We start from the raw sequence: 2,743 nt of genomic DNA on the forward strand, positions 1-2,743 counted from the left end.
GCTTGGGATCCGCATCCCGATACAACCTGACCGCCCGAGCCCTCAACTCGTCCGGATACTTCTTCGGTGCTGCCACTGATGAACTCCTTCCGGCCCCTATCGGACCACGTCAGAGCTCTCCGTGAAAGCGGGGGAACCTCAGCCCGCCTTCTTTCCTGGCGTCTGCGCTGGCTTTTGTTCCGGCGTCTGCGTTCGCTGTCGTTCCCGGCGCCTGCGCCTGCCTTCATTCCCGGCAGGCGCCTGCGCCTGCCTTCATTCCCGGCGTCTGGGCTTGCCTTCGTTCCCGGCGCCTGCGACCGCCTTCATTCCCGGCACCTGCGACCGCCTTCATTCCCGGCACCTGCGACCGCCTTCATTCCCGGCATGCTTTTGGCCGGGATCCACCACGTACTGTGAATGTGTGAGCGTGCATCTGACTCGGATCTACACCCGTACCGGCGACGACGGCAGCACCGGGCTGAGCGATTTCTCCCGGGTGTCCAAGACCGATGCGCGGCTGGTGGCCTACGCCGATTGCGACGAGACCAATGCGGCGATCGGCGTCGCGATCGCGCTGGGGGCGCCGAGCCCGGAGATCGAGCAGGTGCTGCGGCAGGTGCAGAACGATCTGTTCGACGCCGGCGCCGACCTGTCGACCCCGGTGGTCGCGGAGCCGAAGCACCCGCCGCTGCGCATCACCCAGGCGTACATCGACCGCCTCGAGCGCTGGTGTGACGAATTCAATGCCGAACTCGCGCCGCTGAATTCGTTCATCCTGCCCGGCGGCACGCCGCTGGCCGCGCTGCTGCACACGGCGCGTACCGTGGCCCGCCGCACCGAGCGCTCGGCATGGGCGGCGGTCGCGGCGTATCCCGACGACACCTCGGTGCTGCCCGCGAAATACCTGAACCGCCTGTCGGATCTGCTGTTCATCCTGGGCAGGGTGGCCAACCCGGACGGCGATGTGCTCTGGCGTCCGGGCGGCTCGGCCGCAGGCACGGAGTCCTAGCACTACCGCAATCGCCCGGTAGCCCTGCGGTAATGCGCCCCCGGCCCGACTGCGACATCCGCCCACGGCGGACGGAGTGGCCACTATCGGCGGATGTGCCCACTAGGCTGACCCCCGTGAGTGAACGGTTTCTGGTGACCGGGGGCAGTCGGCTCGTCGGCGAGGTGGCGGTCGGCGGTGCCAAGAACAGCGTGCTCAAGCTGATGGCAGCCGCACTGCTCGCCGAGGGCACGACAACGATCACGAACTGTCCGGACATCCTCGACGTGCCGCTGATGGCCGAGGTCCTGCGGGGCCTCGGCTGTGACGTGGTCGTCGACGGCTCCGTGGTGGCGATCACGACGCCGACGGAACCGAAGTACCACGCGGATTTCCCTGCGGTGACGCAATTCCGGGCCTCGGTCTGCGTCCTCGGTCCGTTGATGGCCCGGTGCAAGCGCGCGGTGGTGGCCCTGCCCGGCGGCGATGCGATCGGCTCGCGCCCGCTCGACATGCACCAGACGGGCCTGCGGCTGCTGGGGGCGACCAGCGAAATAGAGCACGGCTGCCTGGTCGCCCGCGCCGACGAACTGCAGGGTGCGCGCATCCGGCTGGACTTCCCCTCCGTCGGCGCGACCGAGAACATCCTGATGGCGGCGGTGCTGGCCGAGGGCGAGACGGTCATCGACAATGCGGCGCGGGAGCCGGAGATCGTCGACCTCTGCACGATGCTGACCAGGATGGGCGCGCGCATCAGCGGCGCGGGCACCTCGGTGCTCACGATCGACGGCGTGCGCAAGCTCTCGCCCACCACCCATCAGGTGATCGGCGATCGCATCGTCGCCGCGACCTGGGGTATCGCCGCCGCTATGACGCTCGGCGACGTCCGCGTGACGGGGATCAACCCCAAGCATCTGTCCCTGGTGCTGGACAAGTTGCGGTCCTCCGGCGCGCGAATCTCGTTCGAGCCGGACGGTTTTCGGGTCCTACAGGCCGAGCGCCCGCGCGCCGTGAACTTCTCGACGCTGCCCTTCCCGGGGTTCCCGACCGACCTGCAGCCGATGGCGATCGGGCTGGCGGCGATCGCGGACGGCACCTCGATGATCACCGAGAACGTCTTCGAGGCGCGGTTCCGCTTCGTGGAGGAGATGATCCGGCTGGGGGCCGATGCCCGGACCGACGGGCACCATGCCGTGGTGCGCGGCATCCCGCGGCTGTCCAGCGCTCCGGTGTGGTCGTCCGATATCCGGGCGGGCGCCGGGCTCGTGCTGGCCGGTTTGGTGGCCGATGGCGTCACCGAGGTGCACGACGTGTTCCACATCGATCGAGGCTATCCGGATTTCGTGGAGAATCTGCGCTCCCTCGGCGCCGATGTGCAGCGCGTCAGCTGATCATCGAATGCGTCCTGACCAGGCGATTTGACATCGATTCTGGTGCCACGTAACTTATTCCGGGTCAGAGCGACACGGACGCCGACCCGGAGCCCCCAAGGCCCGGGACACGAGGTTGGACGAGGAGCGCCTGACGATCACACTGGTTCGACCCGAGGGACGGATTTGGTTCCGCGTCCGAGGGCGAGCTAAGCTGTTGAAAGTTGCCCAGCCGATCGATCGGGGTCCTCCCGTGAGGTCACTGGTGCGTGTGTTCTTTGAGAACTCAATAGTGTGTCGATGAATGTCAGTGCCAATTATTTTTGGTGCCTGTTCTCATACCCCCGTGTGAGGGCAGGACGTTTTTGTCAGCTATTTTCCGGCTGGCGTTTAGGTTAGGTTTTCG

General features: G+C 66.9%; 2 protein-coding genes. Both read left to right on the forward strand.

Annotated elements, in window-relative coordinates; translation table 11 throughout:
• The first annotated feature begins 400 nt into the window (after positions 1-400).
• Positions 401-988, forward strand: a complete 588-nt coding sequence (locus QH290_RS02515; protein WP_280381849.1) for a cob(I)yrinic acid a,c-diamide adenosyltransferase — start codon at positions 401-403, stop codon at positions 986-988.
• 116 nt (positions 989-1,104) lie between these two features.
• Positions 1,105-2,358, forward strand: a complete 1,254-nt coding sequence (gene murA, locus QH290_RS02520) for a UDP-N-acetylglucosamine 1-carboxyvinyltransferase (protein ID WP_280268161.1) — start codon at positions 1,105-1,107, stop codon at positions 2,356-2,358.
• The last annotated feature ends 385 nt before the right edge of the window (positions 2,359-2,743 follow it).

The sequence above is a fragment of the Nocardia wallacei genome (genome assembly GCF_029869545.1).
GTDB lineage: Bacteria > Actinomycetota > Actinomycetes > Mycobacteriales > Mycobacteriaceae > Nocardia > Nocardia wallacei_A.